Genomic DNA, 25,761 nt, shown 5'->3' with positions numbered 1-25,761 from the left:
TCCTTCGGGGATCGGTTTCGGCCGACGACGGACTCCGCGACGGGGACGGCCTCAGATCGAAGCCCCGTCGCGGCGACGAAGGAGAAGTCGTGGCGCGCGCATGCCCATCAGGCTAACACCTCGCCGCCGCCGCGCCGGCCGCCGCCGGACGGTCGGCGGTCATCGGGCGTCACGTGCCGAGCGCTCATCTCGCATCGGCTCCTCGATCGCCGCCGGCGCCGCGACGAGGCATCCGGCCGTGCTTCGCGAACCGGTACCGGGCCACGAACCGGCGCAGGCCGCCGGCGACCCGGCCCATCGCATCGACGATCGCGTCGACCTCGGTCCAGCGGCGCTCGGCGACCTCGGGCACGACGTCCTCGCCGGCGAACACGTCGCGGTCGATCGTCGCGGCCAGGGTCGTGAGGTGCACGGGCTCACCGTCGACCCGGAGTTCGAGACCCTGCTCGGCGAGCTGGCGCTCGATCGCGCGCGCCGCCTGCCGGCGGGATGCCCCGTCGGGCGCCTCGACGCCGAGTTCGGAGGAACGGTCGAGCAGCTCCTCCCACGCTCCGGCCGAGCTGCGGTCGTCGAGCGTGCGTCTCCGGCGACGCCGGCGGCCGCGCTTGCGCGCGAGCACGAACAGCATCGGGAGGAAGATGATCGCGAGCGGCACGGCGAGCGACGTCGAAGCCACCCACACCCACATCGGCACCTCGAACGGGCGGTCCTTGTCGCGCTTCTTCTCGCTGTCGTCGATCTGCGTCGTCGAGAGCAGCTCGTCGGCGGCGTGCTCGGCCCGCGGGGGCTGGCGCACCTGCGGCTGCGGCACCGTCTTCGACTTCGGCGTCTCGAGCTTCGGGGCGTCGGTGCGCTCAGGCGTCGGGAAGAAGCCCACCCAACCCACGCCGTCGAACGGAACCTCGACCCACGCCGAGACGTCCGACCCGTGCACCTCGACCTTCGCCCCGTCGTCGATCTCGGGCGCGAAGCCCATGACGACCCGGGCGGGGTAGCCGAGGGAGCGTGCCATGAGGGCCATCGCGGCGGCGTACTGCTCGTCGTCGCCGATCATCTCGGAGCGCGTGAACAGCTCGATGAGCCGATCGGCGCCGTGCCCGGCGCGCGAGGGCGCTTCGTCGGAGGCGAGGCCGTGGCTCAGGAACCCGCCGTTCGCGAGGCCCTTCTCGATGGCGCGCAACTGCTCGATCGGGCTCGGCGAGTCGCCGGCGAGCTCCTTCGCCTTCGCCGCGATGACGTCGGGCGAGTCGTCGATCGCGGCGAGCTCCACCTCGGCGACCGGGGTGTTCACGAGCTCCTCGTCGTCGGGCTGGCGCTGCACCGCGGCCTCGAGGCGGTACTCCACTCCACGACTCGCACCGCCCTTCAGCACGGCGGTGCCTGCGGCCGAGTCGTAGCGCAGTTCGCCGCCGCGGTCGGATGCCTCGCCGCCGAGCTTCAGGTCGGAACCGTAGCCGACCGTCGGAAGCCAGACGTCGGCGTACCCGTCGATCACGACCTCGATGGATCGCTCACCGTCGAGGGTCGCGAGCGGCGGTTCGGGCAGCGTCTCGCCCGTGATCGCGTAGCCGCCGTCGGCGGCGCGCCCGTCGGGCCCGGCGATGTTGTAGAGCTGGCCGTCGAAGGCGTCCATGGTGGCGAGGCGCATCGTGTCGCCCGGCTGCAGGCCGGTGACGGTGAACAGCGTGTCGTCGGCCTTCGTCTTCGTGTAGCCGCGGAACCCGGCGAGGGGGCTCGGGTACTCCGTCGTGTCGAACGGCGGCACGACCTGGTCGCGCAGCACGAACCGCTCGGTGGTGGTCGGCGCGAGCGCGAACCCCGAGACGGCGCCGACGACGACCGCGCCGGCGACGACGACGATCGACCCGCGGATACGGCGATCGCGCAGCCGCTTCGCCCCATCGCCCTGTGCCTCGACGGCCGAGCCGCGGCGCCAGGCGAGCCAGGTCAGCGCGATCACCGCGAACGCGACACCGCGGACGCCCGCGAGGAACGCCTGGTCGGTGCCGAGCAGGATTCCCGAGAGGTAGAGCAGCACCGGGCCGATGAGCAGCAGGCTCGCGCGCAGCACGGTGCGCCGCTTCGGCAGCCAGCGCAGCACGAGCAACGATCCGGCGAGTGCGACGAGCCACCCCGCGAAGTACGGCACGACGGCGATGTACGCGGGCGCCTGCACGGGCGTGCCGATCGTGAGGATGTCGGCCCAGCCGTAGACCGCGCCGAGCGCGAGACCCGCGAGCGATTCGAGGCTCGGCAGCACCAGGTAGAGCGCCGAGCCGGGCATGGTGAACGGGGTGCCGAGGAGGAAGTACGCGACGATCGCGACGAGCACGGTCGTGAGCACGCCGAGGCGGAGCACGCTGCCGAGCACGGCGGCGAGCGTGCCCACGACGATGCCGGCGACGGCGGCGATGAAGAATCCGAGGCCGCCGAAGCTCGTCTCGAATCCGGCGATGCCGAGCAGCGACAGCACCGACAGCACGGCGAGGTCGGTGATCGCGGTGGCGGAGAGTCGTCTCACGGGTGCACCCTCCGCATGAGCCCGGGGAGTTCGGCGAGTCCGCCGACGGTGACGGCCGTCGTGTCGGCGACCCGGCCGATGCGGGCCGACGCTCCCCGTTCGACATGCACGGCGATGAGCTGGGTCTCGGGACCGAACACGGTCTCGGCCGCGCGGACGTCGGGCAGGGCGGCACCCGACCCCGTCACGATCATCGCCACGCTCGGCGGCGGCAGCCGGCGCGACGCCTCGCGGGCGAACTCGCGGATGCTTGCGTGCTTGCGGTCGGTCTGCACGATGCGGCAAGTGTCGTCGAGGAACGCGGTCGGCGTCGTCGTCGAGAGACGCCCCGCGTCGGTGAGCACCGCGAGCTGGGTGCGGTCGCGCACGACCTGCACGCCGATCGAGGCGAACACCGAGACGGCGAGTTCGAACTCGTCGTCGTCGGCGTAGTGCGCGCGGGCGGTCGACATGAGCAGCACGAGTTGCGAGCGCCGCGACTCCTCGTACTGGCGCACCATGAGCGTGCCGGTGCGCGCAGAGCTGCGCCAGTGCACGTTGCGCAGCGGATCGCCGGGTTCGTACGCGCGGAGGGCGTGGAACGAGATGTCGTGATCGGTGATGATCTTCGTGGTCTCGCCCTCGAGGTCGCGCACGAGGCCGGCAGCCGAGGGCTTGATGCGCGCGGTCAGCGGGTGCACGAAGAGTTCGACCGGCTCGTTCCAGCGCACGGCCCGACGCAGGAGCCCGAGCTGGTCGCCCCGGACCGACACGGCAGGACCGGCGACGATGACGGCGCGGCGGTGCGTGGGCACTGCGAACAGCTCTTCATGCGTCTGGCCGTTCGCGAGCGCGGGCACCACGAACTCGGCGACGCCTTCGCCGACGGGCAACTCGATCTTCGCGGGCGCCGTGCCGCGCGGCGCCGTGCTCGTGACCCGGAGCCGGCCGAGCGCGCGACCGCCGGCGACGACGCGGTGCGGTTCGAGGTCGACGTCGACCTCGAAGCGCATGCGGCCGAGCACGAACGGCAGTGCGACGAGGAGCGCGGCGGTGAGAGTCGTGCCGAGATAGACGAACTCGACCCAGTCGAAGACGGCTGCGATCGTGAACGACACGAGTGCTGCGGCGATCACGAACCAGCCGACGGTCGACACCGCCGAGACGGCGGGCGCGCACGCGCGGGCGACGCCGTGCCACGCGGTCCGGAGCCCCGCGCCCGCGCGACCGAACGCGCCGGCGAGCGTCGACGCGGCGAGTCGTGCGGCGATGCGCGATTGCGACGGCGGCACCGCTGCGGGTGCCGCCGCCCGTTCGCTCCGGGTGGTCGTCATGCTGCGCGGTAGGCGGGCGGAGCGATCTCGACGAGCACGCGATTCACGATGTCCTCAGCGGTCGCTCCGGTGAACTCGGCCTCGGGGTCGACGATGATGCGGTGCGCGAGCACCGGCAGTGCGAGTTCGCGCACGTCGTCGGGCGTCGCGTAGCCGCGACCGTGCGCGATCGCCCACGTCTTCACCGCACGGGCGAGCGCGAGCGCGCCGCGCATGCTGACGCCGAGCGCGGAGTCCTTGTGGGCGCGGGTCGCCGCGACGATCTCGTTGAGGTACGACAGCACCGCTGCGTCGACGTGCACCTCGCTCGCGAGCTGCGACATCTGCGTGACCGACTCGGCGGCGATGATCGGGGTGACGCCTGCCGCCCGCGCCCGGTTCGCCGAGTCGAGCAGCAGCGTCACCGCCGTGTCGTGGTCGGGGTACCCGAGCGACGTCTTGATCAGGAACCGGTCGAGCTGCGCCTCGGGCAGCGAATACGTGCCCGCCTGCTCCACCGGGTTCTGCGTCGCGATCACCATGAACGGGCTGCCCACCTCGTACGAGACGCCGTCGACCGTGACCTTGCCCTCCTCCATCACCTCGAGCAGCGACGACTGCGTCTTCGGAGACGCCCGGTTGATCTCATCCGCCAGCACGATCGACGCGAAGATCGGACCCCGATGGAACTCGAACTGCCCCTTCCCCTGGTCGTAGATCGTGACACCCGTCACATCCGACGGCAGCAGGTCGGGCGTGAACTGGATCCGCGAGTTCGTCCCGTCCAACGTGTTCGCCAACGCCTTCGCGAGCACCGTCTTGCCCGTACCCGGGTAGTCCTCGAGGAGCACGTGGCCGCCGGTCAGGAGCGCCGCGACGACGAGCTCGACGACGTCGCGCTTGCCGAGGATCGCCTTGTCGACGTTGTCGACGAGCTTCGCGAAGGCATCCTGGAACCAGGCCGCCTGTTCTTGGGTCACTGCCATGTTTCGTCTCTCTCTCGGTGCGCGAGATGGGTATCTGCTCGCGTCATCACCATGCGGTGTTGCTCTGAACGCCGCCGACCACCGCGTAGGCGTTGTTGGCGCAGAAGCGGTTCGGGATGCTGCCGTTCCAGCGGCCGGTGAACCGGCCGTAGCCGTTGCCGTCGGTCCGGAGCGTCGGGCGGTCCGACCCCGCCGAGCCACCGCAGTACTGGTAGACGGTGTAGGTCGTGTTCGGGCTGAAGTTGTTGACGGTCACGTCGTAGAACCAGCAGTCACCGCCGCAATAGCCGTACTGACCGCTGTAGTAGCCGATACGGGCGCCCTTCTGCAGCGAGACCGAGGGCGGCGGCGGCGGGGCGTTCACCACGCTGACCGAGTTGCTCGTCCCGGTGTCGCTCGTCAGGCCACCGGTGTTCGTCGCTGTGACGGTCACCCGGTAGGTTCCGGCGGCCGCACCGCCCCACGACGTCGACGTGCCGGTCAGGTCCCGGCAGCTCCCGCCGTTGAGGCAGGCGCGGTAGGTCAGCGAACCGCCACCGGAGGCCGGCGCCGACCAGCTCGCCGAGATCGTCGCCGGCGCGTAGCCCGACGCGCTCGCGCTCACACCGGGTGTGCCCGGCTTGCCGTACGTCGTCACCGACCCCGACGTGCTCGAGACCGAACTCGACCCGACGACGTTCGTCGCGCTCACGCGGAACGTGTACGCCGTGCCGTTCGTGAGCCCCGTGATGGTCTGCGTCACACCGGCGGCGCTCGGCGAGAACTGCTTGCTCGTGCCGCCGTAGAAGAGCGTGTAGGACTCGATCGCCGCGTTGTTGTCGGCAGGTGCCTGCCACGTCACATGCGCCGTCTGCGACCCGGCCGCCGAGGCCACCGGGGCGTTCGGCTGATCGGGTTTGTCGCGCACGGTCACGATGACGTACCCCGACGACCGTCGGTTCGGGTCTTCGGTCGCGTCCTCGATCGTGTAGCGCACGCTGAGCGTGCCGGTGAATGCCGCCCCCGTCGTCACGGTGACCTCGTTCTCGGTGAAGCTCACCGACGCGTTCGTGCCGACGCTCTGCTGGTCGATCTCGGCCGCGACGACGCGCAGCGGCTTTCCGTCTTGTGCGAACGGGTTGAAGTCGTTCGCGAGCACGGGTACCGCACGGGTCTCGCCGCGCACCATGATGATCGAGTCGTCGTCGTTCGCCTTGGGGGCTGCACGCGTCGACGAGACGACCTTCACGTCGACGTAGCCGGGCACCGTGAACTCGTTGAACTTCAGGTCGAAGCTGATGCGGCTGTCTTCACCCGGCTGCACACCCAGTTCGGCCGACATGCGCAGCAGGTGCCCGTCGACGAGTTCGGCCCTGATGAGCGGGTTGGAGCTCTCGATGCCGACGTACTGCACTTTCTCGATGTTGTCGGGGTTCGGCTGTCCGGTCGACTGACGCAGGTCGACCTCGCGCGGCGTCTCGCCCGCCTCGATCGTCTCCTGGCGCGGCGTGAACGTCGGCGGGGTGTCGTCGTAGTTCGCGTCGCCGACCGTGATCGGCAGCGTGAGCATCGCCTTGCGGCCGACCGGGTCGTCGGCGTCCTCGCCGTCGGTGACCTCGAAGGTCAGCGACGCGGGTCCGCGGTAGTCCTGCTCGGGCTTGAACTGCAGGTGGGTGCCGTCGACGAACGGCGCCTCGCGCGTCTTCGCAGCCGTCGCCGAGAGGATGAGCGCCGGCTGCCCGCTCGGCACCTCGACGAGGTCGTCGACGCTCCACTCGATCGAGCCGTTCATCGGCACGACGATGGGCTCGAGGTCCTTCAGGTGCGGCGCGGGGTACTTGTCGCGCTCCTCCTTGTCGAGCTCCTCCTGCGTCTTCTGCCGCTCGGTCGGCGTCGGCGGAGCCGTCTCACCGGGCTTCGGCGTCGGCGTCGCCTCGAGCGAGCGCGGCCGGTCTTCGAGCGGGATGTCGCTGCCCGGCACGGGCGGCACGACGACGAACGCCATCGCCGAGAGCTCGTCGAGCTCGTTCGTCACCCGGTAGGCGACCGCGTAGCGCTCGGCACCGGGAGTCACCTCGATCGAGCCGTCCTTCGTCACTCGGGCATCGTCGGCGTGCGGGCCCTCGACGGTGACGACGAGGTCGTCGACGAGCCCGCCGGGGTTCGTCGCGTCGTCGAGCGGGGTCACCGTGACGGCCTCGCCGTCGGCGACCTCCTCGGGCTCGAGGATCTGGTCCTCGGCGGTCGGCGGCAGGATCTTCGCGTCTTTCGTGACGGCGATCTGCAGGAACGCCGAGTCGACGCCGCCGTGCCCGTTCGAGATCTCGTAGCGGATCGTGTAGCCGCCCTCCTGCTTCGGGGCGGTGACGACGACGCGGCGCTGGTCGTCGATCTCGGCCTCGAGCCCCTCACTCACCTCGGGGATCCCCGAGACCTGCAGCGCATAGCCGCTCGGGTCGGTGTCGTTGAGCAGCACTTCGGCGGAGCCGGTGCGACCGGGCCGCATCTCGATCGAGTCGTCAACCGCCTTCGGCGGCAGCTGGACAGCCGGACGCGGGATGACGCCGACCCGGATCGTGCCCGTGGCGGTGTCGCCGAACGGGTCGCTCAGGGTGTAGCTGAACGAGTCGGTGCCCGTCGAGCCGGGGAACGCCTCGTACGAGATCGTATGGCTCGTGCGCTCGACGACGCGGCCGAGCATCGGCGGGTTCTCGAGCTCGGTGAGCGTCACCGAGTCGCCGTCGGGGTCGAGCCCGTCGAGCGGCACCTCGATCTTCACGACCGACCCCTCGAACACGCGCGCGGTGAGCGGCTCGGGCAGCGGCGCCCGGTTCGTGCCGCCGGCCTTCGCCGTGACGTCGAACGTGACCTTCGCACGAGAGACCTGCCCGTAGTCGTCGGTCAGCGTGTACACGAGGCGGTACGTGCCCGGCTCGTCGGGGGCCTGGTAGCGCACCTCGTCACGGCTGACGAAGGCGAGGCCCACGCTCTGCAGTTCGCGCACGTCGAGCTCGTCGGCGACGTGCATCGTCGCGCCGTCGGGGTGGAAGTCGTTGTCGAGCACGGGCACCGTGACGATGTCGCCCGCACGCACGGTTGCGCGGTCGTCGACCGCGACGGGCGGCTGGTGCTTCACGAGCGGCGGCACCGGCACGACCGTGACCGTCGACGTCGAGCTCTGCGCACCGTCGGAGACGGTGTACGAGAACTGCACCTGCTTCTCGAGCGCCTCGGAGCTCGACACCCGGATCGCGGTGTTCGAGAGCATCTCGACCGAGACGCTGCCCTGCACGGAGGCGTCGTCGGCGCCCTGCACCGCGAGCACCGCGCCCGTCGGCGACACGTCGTTGGCGAGCACGGGAACCGTCACGGGCTCACCGGGTCGCAGGTACGCCGTGTCGCGCACCGCGATCGGCGGCTCGGGGGTCTCGCTGCCGGGAGGCGGATCGACGTGGACGCGGATGAGCCCCTTGCTCGTGGTCTCGCCCGAGCCGAGCTCGTACATGAACTGCGCGTCGCCCGGCTCGGTCGCGACGAACGTGATGAGCCCGCGCTCGAGATTGGGCGTGAGCGTGAACCAGTCGGGCTGGTCGTCGGCGTCGACGACGCCGAGCAGGCGCAGCGCGGCCCCCGACGGCGAGACGTCGTTCTCGAGCGGTGCCACCTGCACGGTCTCGCCGACGAAGGCGCGGGTGTAGTCGGGCGTGCCGATCGGATTCAGCGAGCCCGCCGGCTTGACCTCGACGACGAGGGTTCCGGTGGCGGTCGTCGTGCCGTCGGAGACCGTGTACTGCACCTCCTTCTGCCCGAGCTCGGCCGACTTGTGCTCGAACGTGAGGTAGCCGTCGGGGCTCGTGCGTACGGCGTCGGCAGACGTCGGCGATGCGGTCACGAGGTACAGGTCGTCGCCGTCGGGGTCGCGCCAGTCGGCCAGCAGGTTGTACGTGACTTTCTGGCCCTGCTCGACGCTCAGCGCCGTCTTGCGCAGCGACTCGGGCGCGGCATTGACGGTCTCGGGGCTGAGCTTCACGTTCACGGACGCCTCGGCGACGCCGTCGCGACCGTCATCGACGCCGTACCGGAACGAGACCGTGCCGGTGAGGCCCTCGGCCGGCGTGAACTGCAGCGCGCGCCCGCCGTCGATCGCTTCGAGCCGCCCGGCCGACTCGCCGACCTCGCTCGTGTCGGAGATGACGAGCACGTCGCCGTCGACGTCGCTGTCGTTCGAGAGCACGTCGAGCACGGTCGCGCGGCCGGCACGCACGCCGTACGCATCGTCGTTCGCGACCGGTGGGCGGTTCTGCTCGCTGCGCTGGGCGAGCGTGTCCTCGAAGGTCTGCTTCGAGATCTCCTCCTCGCCGTCTTCGTCGGACTCGCCGTCTTTCGGCGGGGTCACCTCGTCCCAGTTGTCGATGACGGTGAGCTCGTCGTCGGCGAGCCAGGCGTTGCCGTTGCGCAGGTCGTTGAGCGCGATGACGTCGCGATTGACCCGGAACTCGAGCCGCGCACCGGCCGAGACGCCGGCGATGTCGACACCGGCGGGGTCGTCGCCGTCGCACACGCGGACGTACCGCGCGTTGTCGGCCCACGCCCCGTGCACGCACGTGCCGAGCCGCACGGGCGCCGCGATGCGCTCGGGATTCTCGTCGACCGCGCCCGCCCCGTGCGGGAAGGACTCGACGTCGCCCTCGCCGAGCGGCACCGCGACGAGGCCCTCGGCCGTCGCGACGATCGCGCTGTCGGCATCGGGCCCGGACTGCTGCAGGCGCACGCCGGGCGTGTCGAGCTCGCGAGTGCCGTCGGCGGTGAGCAGGCGGTCGCCGTCGAGGTCGAGCACGACCGGCTGCTCGCCGACCGCGGCGAGCTGGTGCGGGGCGCCGAACCCGGGCAGCGCCGTTCGCGCCGGATCGAACGCGTCGGCCGCGAGTGAGAGCACGTCGTGCTTCTTGACCGAGGTCGCGAAGACGGTCCCCTTCGAGCTCACGGCGACCTGCGCGTCGGCGCCGAGCTTCGCGACCGGGTCGGTGCCCCGCCAGTCGAAGGCGAGTTCGCCGGTCGCGGGGACCCGCCACAGCTCGCCGTCGGGCGACAGGACGGCGAGCACTCCTCCGCCGTAGGCGACCTGCGACGCGGGCGGCACATCGATGCGCTGCACGAGCGTCGTGTAGGCGCGATCGATGCGTTCGATCGAGCCCGCGCCCGGATCGTAGAGGAAGACGTCATCGCCGTCCTGCAGCACATCGGCCTCGCTCGACGCCGTGGCGACTGCGGCGTTGAGCTCTTCGATCTGCCGGTTCAGCCGGCCGGCGAGCAGCTTCTCGCCGTTCGTGACCCAGACGTTGCGCGCCTGGAGGTCGGGATCGGTGACCGGGAACCCCTGGTGCGTGACGGCGATGGTCACCGGCACGCTCGCGACGAGCGCGAGCACGATCGCGGTGGTGGCCGACCGGTGCGCGCGCACCCACGCGGCGATTCCCCTCACGCCCACTCCTCGGAACTCGGCAACCAGCACCGACGAGCGCGGCCCATTCGGTCGCTGCGAGGCTAACACGCACTCGGTGGCACCCCGAATGGGGAGGACTCCCCATCAGCGCGGCGATCGCGCCCGCGCTCGAATCGATTCAGGCCCGGCGTGCGACGCCGTCGACCCGCAGGCCGAACTCACCCAGGTAGAGGGCCGCGCCCGCCTCGACGACCGTCGGCTCGCCGGCCGCGAGTTCGCGCATCACCCCACCGGGCGGCTCGACCCGCAGCCCGTTCGTCGACCGCAGGTCGGTGACCCGCAGGCCCTCTGCGATCGGCTCGGCGAACGCGTGGGTCTTCGACACGGTGCGAGCGGGATCGTCGACCGCGATCGGGCGGGCACCCGGCACCGCGGTCGGCTGCGGATCGCGACCGAGCACGACGGGGCCGTCGATGACGACCTCGAACCCGGATGCCGCGACGAGGCGCCACGCGGGCGCGTCGGCGGCCTGGGCCCGGGCGCCGGCCGGGGACCGGTCGGCGAGCGTCTCCGCCGACCCCGTCGGCGTCGGCGCCGCGGGCGCCGTGCCCGTGGTCGGGGGCTTCGGGAGGGGCGCGCCCGGCGCACCGATCAGCGGCCCGCCGGGGGCGAACGTCGGCAACGTGCGCGGGACGGCCCGCACCGTGCGGTCGGGTGCGTGCGGCTGCGGCGCCTGAGGCACGAGCCCCGGCGGCGGAACGATGAAGTCCTGTTCGCCCACGACGCCAGCCTAGCGACGCCGACGAACGCGGTACCGGCTGATGAACCGTCGGGCGCCGCCGACCGCCGCGGTGACCGCGGCCGTCGCCGCGTCGGCCTCCGTCCACCGACGTGCGACGACCTCGTCGGCGACGGCGCTGCCGGCGAACACGTCCCGGTCGATCGTCGCGGCGAGCGCCGACAGCGGCACCGACTCCCCCGAGGCATCCGGGCCGCGCATCGCCTCGCCGAGCCCCTGCTCGGCGATCTGGTGCTCGAGCGATCTCGCCGACTGCAACCGGGTCGCGCGCGACGGCGGTTCGAAGCCGAGCTCGGCGTAGCGGTCGACGAGCTCCTCCCAGGCCGCGGCGGCCTGTCGGTCGTTCGGCCCCGAGCGCCGGCGTCGCCGACGGGCGGCCTTGACGATCGCGGCCGCGAGCATCGGCAGGAACACGAGGGCCGCCGGGATGGCGATGGATCCGAGGGCGACCCATACCCAGCCCGGGATCTGGAAGGGTTTGTCCTTGTCGTCGTCGTCGGTGTCGTCGATCTCGACCGTCGAGAGCAGCTCGTCCTCGGTGTGCTCGGCGCGCGGAGGCTGCCGCACCTGCGGCTGCGGCTCGGACTTCGGCTTCGGCGTCTCCTCCTTGGGAACGTCGACCTGGTCGGGCGTCGGGTGGAAGGCCACCCAGCCCACGCCGTCGAACGCGACCTCGACCCAGGCGGTGACGTCGTCGCCGACGACCTCGACCTCCTCCTGACCCTCGGCGACCTCGGGCGCGAAGCCCATGACGACCCGGGCGGGGTAGCCGAGGTCGCGCGCCATGAGCGCCATCGCCGCCGCGTACTGCTCGGCGTCGCCGACCATCTGCGCGCGGGTGAAGAGCTCGGTGATGCGGTCGGCACCGTGGCCGGCGCGCGATGCGACCTCGTCGGAGGCGAGGCCGTGGCTCAGGAATCCGTTGGTCTTGAGCGCCTTCTCGATCGCGCGGAGCTGCTCGATGGGGCTCGCCGCGTCTCCCGCGAGCTCCTGCGCCTTCGCATCGGCGACGTCGGGCGAATTCTCGACGATCGGCAGGGTGAGGTCGGCGACCGGCACGTCGACGAGCGCCTCGGCGTCGGGCTCGCGCTGCACCCGCGCCGTCAGTTCGTATCGGGTGCCCTCGCCGATGCCGCTCGTCAGCACCGCCGTGCCGGCGTCGGGGTTGTACCGCAGGTCGCCCGCCCGTGCCGAGCTGTCGGCGTCAGCGAGGCGCAGTGTGCTGCCGTATCCCACCGTCGGCAGCCACACGTCGGAGTAGGCGCCGATCTCGATCTCGACGTCGCGAGACGAACCGAGGTCGGCGAGATCGGGCTTCGGCAGCGACTCCCCGACGATGCCGTAGCCGGCGTCGGAGCCCGCGTCCTCGGGGCCGGCGACGTTCCAGAGGCGGCCGGTGTACGAGTCCATCGTTGCGAGCCGAAGCGTGTCACCTGGCTCGAGGCCGCGCACCGTGAAGAGGGTCTCCTCGGCCAGGTCCTTCGTGTACTTGCGGAACCCCGACAGCGGGCTCGGGAACTCGAGCGGGTCGAACGGCGGCACGACCTCTTCGCGCAGCACGAAGCGTTCGGGGCTCACGGGCGCGAACGCGACGCCGGCGAGGGCTCCGATCGTGACCGCGCCGGCGACGACCGCGGCCGTACCGGTGACCTTCTGGCGCCGGAGCCGCTTCGCGCCCTCGCCGGATGCCTCGACGGTGGCGCCTCGATGCCACGCGATCCACACGAGGGCGATGACCGCGAACGCGACGCCGCGCACGCCGGCGAAGTACGGCTCGTCGGTGCCGAGCAGGATGCCCGAGAGGTAGAGCAGCGCAGGTCCGATGACGAGCACGCTCGCGCGCAGCGCGGTGCGGCGCTTCGGCAGCCACCGCGTCGCGAGCATGGTGCCGACGAGCGACACGAGCCAGGCGGCGAAGTACGGCAGCGCCGCGATGTAGTACGGCGCCTCGACAGGGGTGCCGATCGTCACGATGTCGGCCCAGCCGAACACGGCGCCGTACGCGAGCCCCGCGAGCGACGCGAGGCTCGGCAGCACGCCGAAGAGGCCCGACTCGGGCATGGTGAACGGGGTGCCGAGCACGAAGTAGGCGGCGAGTGCGACGAGCACGGTCGTGAGCACGCCGAGCCGCCAGATCGCGCCGGCGACGGCGGCGAGCGTGCCGACGACGAGGCCGGCGATCGCCGCGACGAGGAAGTTGAGGTCGCCGAAGCTCGTCTCGTAGCCGACGATGCCGAGCAGCGACAGCAGGCTGAGTACGAGCAGGTCGCTCACGACGTTGCGGGGAAGTCGTCTCACGGGCGAACCCTCCGCATCAGGCGGGGCAGGTCGCCGAGCTCGCCGACCGTCGCGACGGTCATGCCCGCGATCTTCGTGAGGGTCGACGCGGCACCGAGCTCGACGCGCACCGCGATCGTCTGGGTGTCGTTGCCGAACACCGTCTCGACCGCGCGGAACTCGGCGAGCGGGAGCGCCGAGCCGCCGACCGCGATGACGACGCTCGGAGCGGGCAGCCGCTTCGTCGCCTCGCGCACGAAGTCGCGCAGGGTCGGGTAGGCGCCTTCGACCGGGTCGATCCGGCACGAATCGTCGAGCAGGGTGGTCGGCGTCGCCGTTCGCAGACTGACGCGCTCGGTCACGACGGAGAGCCGGGTCTGATCGCGGATGACCTGCACGCCGATCGAGGCGAGCACCGAGACGCCGAGTTCGAACTCGTCGTCGGACGCGTAGTGGGAGCGCTCGGTCGACTGCACGAGGGCGAGTTGCGACCGGCGCGTCTCCTCGTACTGGCGCACCATGAGTCGTCCGGTCCGCGCCGACGTGCGCCAGTGCACGTTGCGCAGCGGGTCGCCGGGCTCGTAGGCGCGGAGCGCGTGGAACGAGATGTCGTTGTTCGTGATCACCTTCGTGACCTCGCCCTCGAGGTCGCGCACGAGTCCCGCGGCCGACGGCAGGAGACGCGCGGTCACGGGGTGCACGAAGAGTTCGACGGGGTCGGTCCAGCGCACGGTTCGGCGCAGCATTCCGAGCTGGTCGCCGCGCACCGAGACCGCGGGGCCCGCGACGATGACGGCGCGCCGGTTCGTCGGCACTGCGAAGAGCTCGTCGTGCTCCTCCCCCGGCGCCAGGTGCGGCACGACGAATTCGGCCAGGCCCGCGCCGACCGGCAGCTCGATGCGCGCCGGCGCCGACGCCGCGCTGCCGGCGTTGCGCACGGCGAGCCGGCCGAGCGCCCGCTCGCCGGCGACGACTCGCGCGGGCTGCAGCTCGATGCCGACGTCGAAGTGCATGCGTCCGAAGACGAACGCGATCGACACGACGACGGCCGCGAGCAGGGTGAAGCCGAGGAACGCGAACTCGATCCAGCCGAACGTCCACGCCACGACGAGCGACACGGCCGCCGCGGCGAGCACGAGCCAGCCGGTCGTCGAGATGATGCCGGTCACGGGCTCGCAGAACGCCGCCACCGCGCGCGCGGCGCGCACGACGGCACGCCGGGCGGCCCGCAGGGATGCCTCGAGCGAACGCCCCACGGCCCGGACTGCGATGCGCGTCTGCGAGGGCGCGGGCGACGGCGCCTGCCCGGGGTTCGGAGCGGGCGTCGTTCGCGTGCCGGCGGGTGCGGTCATGCCGCCCGGTACGCCGGCGGAGCGACCTCGACCAGCACCCGATTCACGATGTCGACCGCGGACACCCCCGCGAACTCCGACTCCGGATCCACGATGATGCGGTGCGCCAGCACCGGCACCGCCAACTCGCGCACATCATCCGGCGTCGCGAACGTGCGGCCCTGCGAGATCGCCCGCGTCTTCACCGCACGGGCCAACGCCAACGCGCCGCGCATGCTGACGCCGAGCGCCGAGTCCTTGTCGTCCCGGGTCGCCGCGACCAACTCGTTCAGATACGACAGCACCGCCGCATCCACATACACCTCGCTCGCGAGCGCCGCCATCGTCGTGATCGACTCGGGCGCGATGATCGGCGACACCTTCGACGCCCGCGCCCGGTTCGCCGAGTCGAGCAGCAGCGTCACCGCCGTGTCGTGGTCGGGGTACCCGAGCGACGTCTTGATCAGGAACCGGTCGAGCTGCGCCTCGGGCAGCGAATACGTGCCCGCCTGCTCCACCGGGTTCTGCGTCGCGATCACCATGAACGGGCTGCCCACCTCGTACGAGACGCCGTCGACCGTGACCTTGCCCTCCTCCATCACCTCGAGCAGCGACGACTGCGTCTTCGGAGACGCCCGGTTGATCTCATCCGCCAGCACGATCGACGCGAAGATCGGACCCCGATGGAACTCGAACTGCCCCTTCCCCTGGTCGTAGATCGTGACACCCGTCACATCCGACGGCAGCAGGTCGGGCGTGAACTGGATCCGCGAGTTCGTCCCGTCCAACGTGTTCGCCAACGCCTTCGCGAGCACCGTCTTGCCCGTACCCGGGAAGTCCTCCAGCAGCACATGCCCGTCCGACAGCAACGCCGTCACGACGAGCTCGATCACCTCGCGCTTGCCGAGGATCGCGCGATCCACGTTGTCGACCAACTTCGAGAACGCATCCTGAAACCACAGGGCCTGATCTTGCGTCACTGACATGAGGTGTTCGTCTTCCTTCCGAGGTTCAACGGCTGCACTGGCCGGGCGAGAGCGCGTTCCATTCGGCTCCCGAGATGTGGTTGGTCTCGTTCGGGTCGGCCGGCCCCTCGACCTCGACCCAGATCGCCGCGTCACGGCGGATGCCGAGCCAGTTCTGCAGCCGCTGCTGTCCGCTGCCGCTCAGGCTGAACGTCTCCTTGTAGAACGCGCTCGAGTCACCGCCGATCGACGTGTACATCCGGTAGCTGCCGCCTGGGAAGTTCTCGTACTTCACGACGACCGCGTTGCCTCCACCCTCGCTACTGCCCTTGCAGATCGTCGCGCGCTGCGGCGGCGGCGGGCGGTTCTCGACGCTGAACCTGATCGAGTTCGCCGGCCCGATGTTGCCGCTGCCGTTGTTCATCGCCCGCACGTCGACCGTGTAGCTGCCGGCACCGAGGTTGTTGAAAGTCCGCGATCGGGCGGTGGACCACCCCGACCAACTGCCGCCGTTGATACGGCTCTGGTACTGGACGCCGCCGCCGCCGGTGTCGGTCGGCGGATTCCAGCTGACGGCGACATCGGCATTCGCGTACCCGATGCTGCCGTGCGAGAGCCCGGTCGGCGCCGTCGGCGTGCCGTACGGCGTCTGGGCGGCCGCGTTCGACGCGTCCGAGAGGCCGATCGCGTTCTCGGCGCGCACCGTGAACGTGTACGTCGTGCCGTTGTTGAGACCGCTGATCGTCTGGGCAGACCCGGCCGCCGTCTCATCGAACGTCCACGGCCCGCCCGCGGCCGGCGTCGACGACACCACGTACTTCGTGATGGGCGAGTTGTTCGTCGCGTTCGCCCGCCACGTGATCGTGACCCTGCCATCGCCGCTCGTGGTGCCCGTGATCGTGGGCGCGTCGGGCCGGTCGCGCACGATCACGGTGACGCGGCCCTGCACTTCGCGGGCCGGGTCCATCGTCGCGTCGCCGACGCGGTAGATGACGCTCAGCTCGCCCGTGAACGACGCCCCGGTGCGCACCGTGAGGTCGGACTCGGTGTGGCTGACCGACGCGTTCGCACCGACGTTCTGCGAGTCGATCTCGGCCGCGACCACGCGCAGCTTCTCGCCCTCGGCGTTGAACGGGTTGAAGTCGTTCGCGAGCACGTCGATCGTCTTCGTGTCGCTCCGCACCATCTCGACGGGGCCGTCGTCCTTCGCGATGGGCTTCGCCCGCGTCGAGGAGACCACCTTCACGTCGACGTAGCCCGGCACCGTGAACGACTCGAACCGCAGGTCGAACGTCAGTCGCGTCGACGTGCCGGGCTGCACGCCGAGCTCCGACGAGACCGTCAGGGTGCCGCCGTCGATCGACGCCTGGATCTCGTCGGTGACGCCCTCGAGGTTCGTGTACTCGACGCGCTCGATGTTGTCGGGGTTCGGCTGGTACGTCGACGACCGCAGGTCGACCTGGAGCGGCTGCTCGCCCGCCTCGATGGTCTCGGTGCGGGGGGTGAACGTCGGCGGGGTGTCGTTGTAGTTCGGGTCGCCGACCGTGATCGGGATCGTGAGGATCGCCGTGCGACCGACGGGATCGGCGGCGCTCTCGCCGTCGGTCACCTCGAACGTCAGTGCCGCGGAGCCGCGATAGTCCTGCTCGGGGACGTACTGCAGCGTCCGGCCGTCGACCATCGGCGCCTCGCGCGCGTTCGTCGCCGACGCCGAGAGGACGAGCGGCGGCTTGCCCGACGGCACCACGACGATGTCGTCGACGTCCCACGTGATGCTGCCGTTCATCGGCACGATGACGGGCTCCATGTCGGCCAGGTGCGGCGCGGGGAACTTCGCCTTCTCCTCGGCCGCGAGCTCTTCGGGGGTCTTCGGCCGCTGGGTCTCCTCGGGCGGCGCCTCTTCGCCGGGGATCGCCGGCACGATGACGAACGCCATCGCCGAGAGGTCGTCGAGCTCGTTCGTCAGGCGGTAGGCGACGGCGAAGCGCTCGCGACCGGGGTTCACGTCGATGCTGCCGTCGGAGAGCACCTCGGCGCGCCCCGCGTTCGGGCCCTCGACGGTGACCGCCAGGTCTTCGACGAGCCCGCCCGGGTTCGTCGCATCGGCGAGCGGACGCACGTTGACGCTGTCGACGTCGACGACCTCTTCGGGTTCGATCACCTGGTCTTCGGCGGTCGGCGGCGGGATGACGGCGTCGTCGGTCACCGCGATCTGCAGGAACGCGGCGTCGGCGCCGCCGTGCCCGTTCGAGATCTCGTAGCGCACCGTGTAGGCGCCCTCGGTGTCGGGTGCCGTGACGACGACGCGACGGCGGTCGCGGACCTCGGCCTCGATGCCCTCGTCGACGTCGGGGAGCCCGGCCACGTGCAACTGGTACCCCGACGGATCGGAGTCGTTGAGCAGCACTTCGACGCCGACCGTGCGCCCGGGCTTCATCTCGATCGTGTCGTCGACGGCCTTGGGCGGCAGTTGCACCGCGGGCCGCGGAATGACGCCGATGCGCACGACCCCCTTCGACTTCGCGCCGCCGGTGTCCTCGACCTCGTACTCGAACGTGTCGGTGCCCGCCGAGCCGGTGAGCGCCTCGTAGGTGATCGAGGTGCTCGTGCGATCGATGATGCGTCCGAGCGCGGGCGCCGAGGCGATGCCCGTGAGTGCGACCGAATCGCCGTCGGGATCGATGCCGTCGAGCGGCACGTCGATCTTGACCGTCGATCCCTCGAACGTGCGCGAGGTGAGCGGGGTCGGCAGCGGGGCGCGGTTGTTCTCGGGGTCCGGTCCGATCACGGTGAAGTGCACGGTCGCCCGCGCCGTCTGCTCGAAGTCGTCGCCGATCGTGTAGACGGCGCTGTAGCTGCCCGGCGTCTTCGGCGCCTGGAAGCGCACGCGGTCGCCGCTCACGAAGGCGAGTCCGCCCTCGGCGGAGACCTTGGAGAGCTCGGGCAGCACGTGGATGGCCGCCGCGTCGGGGTGGTAGTCGTTCGCGAGCACGGGCACCGTGACGATGTCGCCGGCGCGCACGTTGACGCTGTCGTCGGCGGCGACCGGCGGCTGGTGCTTCACGAGCGGCGGCACCGGCACGACCGTGACGGAGGCCGTCGCGGTGTCGACCCCGTCGGAGATCGTGTACTCGAACTGCAGCTGCCGGTCGAGCGCCTCCGACGCCGTGACGCGCGCGGCCGTGTTGGTGAGGATCTCGACGGAGACGAGGTCGTCGGTGGCGGCGTCGTCGACCGATTGCACCGCGAGCACCCGGCCCGACGGCGAGACGTCGTTCGCGAGCACGGGCACGGTCGTGGGTTCGCCGGGTCGCAGGTAGGCGGTGTCCTTCACGGCGATGGGGTCGGGCGCGTCATCGGGCGCCTCGGTGACCTGCACCCTGATGAGCCCGATGCTCGTCGCCGTGTCGGCCGCGAGGTCGTAGAGGAAGACGTACTCCCCCGGTTCGTCCGCCGAGAACGTGATGGTGCCGCGCTCGAGGTTGGGCGTCACCTCGACCCCGTCGGGCACCTCTTCGACGCCCGCGAGTTCGAGCGGCGCCCCCGACGGCGTGAGGTCGTTGGCGAGCGGCTCGATCGCGACCGACTCGCCGACGAACACCTGCGCGAAGTCGGGCGTGCCGACGGGGTTCAGGGTTCCGGTGGGCTCGACCTCGACCTCGAGGGTGCCGGCCGCCTCGGTCTGCCCGTCGGAGACGACGTACTGCACCTCCTTGGTGCCGAGCTCGCCCGAGCGGTGCGCGAACGTGATGAGCCCGTCGGGGCTGAACCGCACCGAGTCGCCGCTCGTCGGCGACGCGTTCACGAGGTAGACGTCGTCGCCGTCGGGGTCGTTCCAGTCGGCGAGCACGTTGTACGAGATCTGCCGGTTCTGCTCGACGGCCGTCGCGCCGTTGCGCATCGAGACCGGCGCCTGGTTCTCGCTCTCGGGTGTGATGCGCACGTTCACGGATGCCTCGGCCACCCCGCCGCGCCCGTCGTCGACGCCGTACCGGAACGAGGCGGTGCCAGCCGCGCCCTCCTCGGGCGTGAACTGCAGCGCGCGCCCGCCATCGATGAGTTCGAGCCGGCCCTTCGCACCGCTCACGGCGGGGAGTTCGGCGACGGTCAGCACGTCGCCGTCGGGGTCGGTGTCGTTCTCGAGCACCTCGAGGATCGTCGTGCGTTCGGGGCGAACGCCGAACTCGTCGTCTCGCGCGACGGGCGGGCGGTTCACCGGCCCCCGCTCGGCGAGCGTGTCCTCGAAGTTCTGGCGGGAGCTCTTCTCCTCGCCCTCCTCGTCCTCGGACTCCTCGGGGGGCGTGACCTCCTCCCAGTTGTCGACGAGCCGCAGGTCGGCGTCGACGAGCCAGGCGTTGCCGTTCGAGAGGTTGTTGAGCACGATCACGTTGCGGTTCACGCGGAACTCGAGTCGGCCGCCGGCGGTCTTCTGCTCGATCTCCTGCGACCGCGGCTCTGAGCCGTCGCACGCGGCGAGGTACCTCGACGAAATCGCCCAGGCGGCGTGGGCGCACCCGTTCAGCCAGACCGGTGCCGCGACCTGCGACGCCTTCTCGGCGGGGGCGTCGCCGCCCGAGGGGATGTCGCGGACGCTGCCGCCCGACAGCGGGACTTCGAGCAGCGAGTCGGCCGCGGCCACGAGCGCGACGTCGTGCTCGGCACCCGACTGCTGCAGCCGGAGACCCTGCTCGGGCAGCTCGACGATCGTGTCGCCCGAAATCACGCGGTTCTCGTCGTCGTCGAGGATGACGGGCCGCTCGCCGATCGCCGCGAGCTGGTGGGCACCGAGCTTCGGTGTGCTGCGCTTCTGCGGGTCGCCGTCGACGGCGACCGTGTACAGCGCGCGCTTGCCGGGCCGCGTCGCGAACACGGTGCCCTCGCTCGAGACGGCGACCTGGGCGCCGTCGCCGAGCTTCAACAGCGGATCGGTGCCGGCGGCGTCGAACGAGAGCGCCGATCCGGCGTGCACCGTCCAGAGCTCGCCCTTCGGCGAGAGGACGGCGATGATGTCGCCGCCGTAGGCGACCGTCGACCCCGGTGGCACGTCGATGCGCTCGGTGAGCGTCGTGAACGACGAGTCGATGCGCTCGATCGAGCCGATGCTGCGGTCGTAGAGGAAGGCGTCGTCGCCGTTCTGCAGGACGTCGAACTCGTTCGTCGCGGTGTTGACGGCCGCGTCGAGCTCACCGATCGGCTTGTTGAGGCGCCCTGCCAGCAGGTCTTTGCCGTTGAGGACCCAGACGTCCCGGGCATCGAGGTCGGGGTCGGTGACGGGGAAGCCCTGGTGGAGCACCGCGAAGGTCAGCGGCACGCCGGCGATGAGCGTCAGGGCGACCGCGGTCGCCGTCGCCTTGCGCGCGCGCACCCACGACGCGAAGGTTCCCACGATGACTCCCCGGGCTCACTGCGGACTTGGACTGGGCCGACCGACCCCCACAACGGGGTACACGCTAACACGGGCCGTCCGACGATCACATGGGGAGCGATCCCCATGGCCGACCGCGCGACGGCCGTCAGGATTTCGCGGCGTCGTCGACGTCGGGAGTCGCCCGATCGAGGAGGGGAAGATCGTCGGCGCTCACGAGACGAGTCGCGACGGCGTACTCCACGAGCCGCGCCCGCCGGTTCGTCGCGAGCTTGCCGCGACCGCCGCGGAGGCCGTCGACGCCGATGCGGTCGAGCTTCTCGCACACGTTGTCGAGCTTGCGGTTGAACGTCGTCATGCTCCAGCCGAGCCGGGCGGCCGCCTCGGCCGAGGTCGGCACCGCAGCACGCCCGGCGGCCGGCTGGGCGAGCACGTGCTCGGCGAGCGCCACGACGAGCAGGCGCTGGCTCGTCGTGAGGGTCACCGGCATCACCGTCGTGCCGCCGTCGGCCGGCGTCGCCGTGAGCGACGTGTTGTAGAAGTCCTCCTCGGCGTGCACCGTGAAGTCGTACGTCGTCGCGCCCGCGCTGAACATGACGTGCACGGTCTGGAAGACGAGCGGCAGCTTCGCCCCCGGCGCGACCCAGGCCTGCACGCTGCCCGTGGCGTCGGAGACGGTCGCCGAGAGCAGCTGGCCCACGTTCGACAACCACCAGAGGCCGTACTCGCTCGACAACGTCAGGAACGTGCGGTGCAGGTACGGGTTCTCGTCGATCGTGAGGTCGGAGTCACGGCCGATCGTGAACGGATCTCCCCCGGCCTCGACGGTGTACCACTCCCCGCAGTATTCGACGCGCAACGGCCTCATTCCGAGCATCCCCTCACTGGCTCCGACGTCTTGCTGCCGCGCTGCACCTCGACATCGATGCAGACGACACCCCCACCCGCATTCTCGACCGTGATCGGCGACCGGTCGGTGACCTGGGTGTCGCCGGCGCCGTCGACGCGCTCCCATCGGTAGAGGTCGCCCTCTTCTGCGCGATCGTGCGAAACCTCGAAGACCGCAGAGGCGCCCTCCGACCCCGCGTACTCGACCTTCGGCGCGGGCACCGTCTGCTCGATGAGGGCGCCCTGCTCGTCGGTATCGGGCGTCGGCTCGGTCTCGGGCGCCGCGAAGGTGCCCGCGAGCGCGATCGCGATGCCCACGACGGCGACGATGACGACCCCGGCGGCTGCGGCGATGATCGCCCCGACCCGTCCTCTCCGCGGCGCACGCGTCTCGGTCGCCGCGGCCCCGGGCGCCTCGGCGACGTTCGAGCGCGGGCGGACGATCGTCGCGTCAGCGGGAGCGGCCGGCGCCGCGGACGTCGCACCGCGGATCACGGTCGCGTCGTCGACGACGGCCGCGGGGCGCTGCGGCTGCGCAACGACCTGCTGCGGCATCCGGGCGCGCGTCCGGTCGTCGTCGACCGGGGCCGCCTGCGCCGGGGCGGATGCCGCGACGGGCGGCGCTGCGGGCGGCGCGCCGATCGCGGTCGGCGCGGGCCGGGGCGCCTGGGCCTCGACCGTCTGCACGGTGCGCGCGCGCGTGGCGTCGGCGTCGTCGTCGACGGGCGCGACCGCGCGGTCGGCACCGAGGTTCGGCACCTCGATCGTCGTCGCGGCGTAGCCGAGCTCGAGCTCGACCCGCTGCAGGGCGCGGGCGAACTCGACCGCGCTCGGATAGCGGTCGGCGCGATGCACGGCCATGCCCTTGGCGAGCACTGCGACGAGGCTCGCCGGCACGTCGGGCCGCCCGATCGGCGTGATCGCGCCGCGTTCGATCCGGCCCATGAGATCGAGCGAGCCGTTCGACCGGCCGGGGATCTCGAACGGGGTGCGCCCCGCGAGCAGCGTGTGCACGGTCGCCGCGAGCGAAAAGACGTCGCTGCGGGTGTCGGGCTTCGGGTCGTCCTCGAACATCTCAGCGGGCGACCACGGCACGCTCAGCCCGACGGCCGACTGGCCGGAGCCCGAGCCGGTCGCACCGAGCTCCGCCGCCGTGACCGTGTGCACCGGCAGCTCGCCCTCGAGGTTCGACGAGATGCCGAAGTCGGTGAGCGCGGGCCATCCGTAGTCGTTCGTCAGCACGTTCGCGGGCTTGATGTCGCGGTGCAGGATGCCGGCGGCGTGCGCGGTCGCGATGGCTCCCGCGAGGCGCACGCCCGTGCGCAGCGCGTCTTCGACCGAGAAGGGCTCGCGCTTGTAGCGTTCGGCGAGGCTCGGCCCCGAGCAGTACTCCATGACGAAGTACGGCCGGCCGTCGGCCGAGACGTCGGCGTGGAAGATCGTCACGATGAACGGGTGCGCCGACAGCTGCGCCATGAGGTTCGCCTCGGCGACGAACTGCGCCCGCGTGTCGCGCCCGAGCTCTTCGGTGAGCAGCACCTTCACCGCGACCTTGCGGCGGGGAAGCTTCTGCTCGTAGAGGAAGACGTCGGCGAACCCGCCCGAGCCGAGCAGGCCGAGCGACGAGTAGCCCGGCAGGTCGGGCGGGGTCGACGGAGCGCGGCGCATCATTCGCCGACCACCTGGATGGTCCAGCCGCCGCCGAGGTCGACGACGGTGCCGATGAGCACGGGAGTGGGGTCGCCCGCGCGCAGCTTGACGGGCGGCTTGCCGGGCGCGACGACGAGCGTGCCGTTGCGCGAGTGCAGGTCGGTCACGACGACCGTGCCGCCCTCGAGCGCGAGCCGCACGTGGCTGCGCGAGATGTCGGCGTCGCCCTGGCCGATCGTGACGATGCGCGGCAGGCGCCCGCCGGCGACCTTGCTGACGCTCGGCGCGCGTCCGAGCACGATCTCGTGCACGAGCGGCTCGAAGCTGCCGTCGGGCATGCGCAGCCGCACCTCGGGGGCGGCCTCGGGTGCGACGGGCGCGGGCGCGGGCGAGGGGCGGGATGCGTCGCGCTCGGCGCGCAGGCGCCGGATGTCGGCGCTCGCGACCGTCAGGCCGTCGTGGTCGCCGTCGCCGATCGGGGGCGAGACGATCTCGCCGCCGGCCGGGCGTGCGATGGTCTCGTCGAGGTCGGTCTCGGCGTCGGCGTGGGCGTGGGCGTGGGTCGCCGCGGGCGGCGTGATGAACTCCGAGGCGCCCACGATCGTCTCCTCGACGATCGTGTCTTCGACGGGGGCGATCGTGTGCTCGGGCGCCGGCGACTCCGCGGCGGCCGATGCGGACGGCTCGGGCACGGCGACCGGCTCGGCGGCGAGCAGTGCGCCGGGCGCCGCGCCCTCGGCGGCCGGCACGACGGCCGACGGTGCGGGGGCGAGCACGGTCGGTGCGGTCTTCGGCGCCTCGGCCGCGGATGCGTCGGGCGCGACCCGGCCGACGGGCCGCCCGGCGCCGGCCGTGGCCGACGTCTCGGCGCCGCGCACCGACGCCGCGCCCGACCCGTCGGCGTGCGGCACCGCGATCGCCGCGGTCGGCACGACGCCGTCGAGGATCGGCAGCCACGCGGCATCCGCGCCGACGCCCGCCGCCGTCACGACGATGCGCTCGGCGCCGTCGACGACTCGCTCGGCCCAGGTCGACACGGCCGCCCCGGAGACGACCGCGTCGCCCGCGACGACCTCGAAGGCGCCGCGCACGATGATGCGGACGGTGCCGAGCGCGCCGGCCTCGCCCGTCCAGGTCGCGAGCGCGAAGTCGGGCGTGCGCCCCAGCCCGTCGGCCGTCAGCCGCTCGAGCACCTCGGTCGACGAGTCGGGCGCGAGCGCCGGCCAGAGGTCGGTCGCGATCGACGGGGCCGACGGACCCGACACGATGAGCGCGGCCCCCGCCCGCACCGCCGCGACCGCGTCGCCCTGCACGTCTGCGCGATACTCAGGCATCGCGACCCCCCTCTTCTCGTGGTCTCGTCTCCTCGACCGCCTCGATCGCCCGATCGCGCGTCGCGTCGTCGTCGTCGGCCTCCCCGCCGATCGACGACTCCACGACGACGACGCTCACGTTGTCGCGGCCGCCGTGGGCGAGCGCGGCCTCGACCAGTTCGCCGGCCATGCCCGACGGATGCGCGGCGTCGCCGGCGAGGATCGCGGCGATGCGATCGTCGGCGAGCTCCTTCGTGAGGCCGTCGGAGCAGATGAGGAAGACCTGGCGGCCCGCGGCCGGCACAAGCCAGACGTCGGGCTCGACGAGGTCGTCGGCGCCGAGCGCACGAGTGATGACGTTGCGCTCGGGGTGGCGCTCGGCGTCCTGGGGGCTGATCAGCCCGGCGTCGACGAGTTCTTGCACCGCCGAGTGGTCGACGCTCATCTGCTGGAGCGAGCGGCCGTCCCACGAGTAGATGCGGGAGTCGCCGATGTTGAAGGCCATCCAGTGGAACCCGCCGGCGTCGCCCGCGTCGACGAGCGCGACCCCGGCGAGTGTCGTGCCGGCCACGGCCGTGCCCTCGTCGCCGTCGTCGCTGAGCGCGCGCACCGCGTCGTTCGAGCTGTGGATCGCGTCGAGCACCTGCTCGGGCGAGGGCGGCGTGCCCGGCTCGATGTGCCGGCGGAACGTCTCGACCACCGCCTGGCTCGCCGCGTCGCCGCGGGCGTGACCGCCCATGCCGTCGGCCACGAGGTACACGGGCGCCTCGGCGAAGACCGCGTCCTCGTTGACGCTGCGGACGTTGCCGATGTCGGTGCGGGCCGAGTGCGCGATGAGCGCTGAGCCGCGAGTCAGGGCGACGACGCCCTCGGCATCACCTGGCACGGAACTCCTCGGTAGGGCGGGGGCGGTCGGGACGGCAGCCCGAGCGACGCGCCGAGGCGTCGCCCG

At 71.7% G+C, this 25,761-nt stretch carries 13 protein-coding genes; all 13 read right to left on the bottom strand.

What is annotated here, in order from left to right; genetic code table 11:
• Nucleotides 1-184: 184 nt before the first annotated feature.
• Nucleotides 185-2,521 carry a transglutaminase TgpA family protein gene (locus AC3RJ6_RS11420; protein ID WP_491427197.1) on the bottom strand — a complete coding sequence of 779 codons (2,337 nt, stop codon included), beginning with the start codon at nt 2,519-2,521 and terminating at the stop codon, nt 185-187.
• Nucleotides 2,518-3,834, bottom strand: coding sequence for a DUF58 domain-containing protein (locus tag AC3RJ6_RS11415; protein ID WP_491427196.1), 1,317 nt, complete (start codon nt 3,832-3,834; stop codon nt 2,518-2,520). The genes AC3RJ6_RS11420 and AC3RJ6_RS11415 overlap by 4 nt, the downstream gene beginning before the upstream one ends.
• Nucleotides 3,831-4,799 (bottom strand): AAA family ATPase, encoded by a 969-nt coding sequence (locus tag AC3RJ6_RS11410; protein WP_491427195.1) that lies wholly within the window; start codon nt 4,797-4,799, stop codon nt 3,831-3,833. The genes AC3RJ6_RS11415 and AC3RJ6_RS11410 overlap by 4 nt, the downstream gene beginning before the upstream one ends.
• A gap of 46 nt (nt 4,800-4,845) precedes the next feature.
• A complete protein-coding gene (locus tag AC3RJ6_RS11405) occupies nt 4,846-10,260 on the bottom strand; it encodes an Ig-like domain-containing protein (protein WP_491427194.1) in 5,415 nt (1,804 codons plus the stop codon).
• Nucleotides 10,261-10,399: 139 nt separating this feature from the next.
• On the bottom strand, nt 10,400-11,002 hold the full coding sequence (locus AC3RJ6_RS11400; protein ID WP_491427193.1) for an FHA domain-containing protein: 603 nt from the start codon (nt 11,000-11,002) through the stop codon (nt 10,400-10,402).
• Nucleotides 11,003-11,011: 9 nt separating this feature from the next.
• Nucleotides 11,012-13,318: a transglutaminase TgpA family protein gene (locus tag AC3RJ6_RS11395; RefSeq protein ID WP_491427192.1), complete on the bottom strand. Its 2,307-nt coding sequence runs from the start codon at nt 13,316-13,318 to the stop codon at nt 11,012-11,014.
• Nucleotides 13,315-14,649: a DUF58 domain-containing protein gene (locus tag AC3RJ6_RS11390; RefSeq protein ID WP_491427191.1), complete on the bottom strand. Its 1,335-nt coding sequence runs from the start codon at nt 14,647-14,649 to the stop codon at nt 13,315-13,317. The genes AC3RJ6_RS11395 and AC3RJ6_RS11390 overlap by 4 nt, the downstream gene beginning before the upstream one ends.
• The gene (locus AC3RJ6_RS11385; protein WP_491427794.1) at nt 14,646-15,614 is read right to left on the bottom strand and encodes an AAA family ATPase; all 969 of its coding nucleotides are present in this window, start codon (nt 15,612-15,614) and stop codon (nt 14,646-14,648) included. The genes AC3RJ6_RS11390 and AC3RJ6_RS11385 overlap by 4 nt, the downstream gene beginning before the upstream one ends.
• Before the next feature lie 25 nt (nt 15,615-15,639).
• Complete coding sequence (locus tag AC3RJ6_RS11380) at nt 15,640-20,979, bottom strand: Ig-like domain-containing protein (RefSeq protein ID WP_491427190.1); 5,340 nt, start codon at nt 20,977-20,979, stop codon at nt 15,640-15,642.
• A 127-nt stretch (nt 20,980-21,106) separates the two neighbouring features.
• The gene (locus AC3RJ6_RS11375) at nt 21,107-21,826 is read right to left on the bottom strand and encodes an FHA domain-containing protein (protein WP_491427189.1); all 720 of its coding nucleotides are present in this window, start codon (nt 21,824-21,826) and stop codon (nt 21,107-21,109) included.
• The gene (locus AC3RJ6_RS11370) at nt 21,823-23,517 is read right to left on the bottom strand and encodes a serine/threonine protein kinase (RefSeq protein WP_491427188.1); all 1,695 of its coding nucleotides are present in this window, start codon (nt 23,515-23,517) and stop codon (nt 21,823-21,825) included. The genes AC3RJ6_RS11375 and AC3RJ6_RS11370 overlap by 4 nt, the downstream gene beginning before the upstream one ends.
• Complete coding sequence (locus AC3RJ6_RS11365; protein ID WP_491427187.1) at nt 23,514-24,830, bottom strand: FHA domain-containing protein; 1,317 nt, start codon at nt 24,828-24,830, stop codon at nt 23,514-23,516. The genes AC3RJ6_RS11370 and AC3RJ6_RS11365 overlap by 4 nt, the downstream gene beginning before the upstream one ends.
• Nucleotides 24,823-25,695 (bottom strand): PP2C family protein-serine/threonine phosphatase, encoded by an 873-nt coding sequence (locus AC3RJ6_RS11360; RefSeq protein ID WP_491427186.1) that lies wholly within the window; start codon nt 25,693-25,695, stop codon nt 24,823-24,825. Before AC3RJ6_RS11360 ends, AC3RJ6_RS11365 begins: the two co-directional genes overlap by 8 nt.
• Between the last annotated feature and the right edge of the window lie 66 nt (nt 25,696-25,761).

This window comes from Agromyces cucurbitae, from assembly GCF_058349945.1.
This window is presented reverse-complemented; position numbering and strand designations above follow the sequence as displayed.